Genomic DNA, 238 nt, shown 5'->3' with positions numbered 1-238 from the left:
AATCCAGGTAGCCCTGCCATTATTCAAATGGGTCAGTGTTTAAAAAACCATTGGCACATGAGTGTGGATTGTATTATATTGTCTCGCTCAAAAAGATGGCTACGTAGCTCAGCTGGTTAGAGCACATCACTCATAATGATGGGGTCACAGGTTCAAATCCCGTCGTAGCCACCATAATTTAGTTGTTAGCGAAAGTTGGCAACACATAGATATCGAGCTGCGGAAGTGGCGAAATTGG

The 238-nt window shown here is 43.7% G+C and carries 1 tRNA gene; it reads left to right on the top strand.

Annotation, left to right across the window (positions count from 1 at the left end):
* Positions 1 to 97: 97 nt before the first annotated feature.
* Positions 98 to 174: transfer RNA gene (locus PL85_RS17880), tRNA-Met, on the top strand.
* Positions 175 to 238: the final 64 nt, after the last annotated feature.

Origin of the sequence: Vibrio anguillarum, assembly GCF_001989995.2 — a bacterium.
Taxonomy (GTDB): Bacteria; Pseudomonadota; Gammaproteobacteria; order Enterobacterales; family Vibrionaceae; genus Vibrio; species Vibrio anguillarum.
Note: the sequence above shows the minus strand (reverse complement) of the source record. Positions and strands in the feature narration are given on the sequence as shown.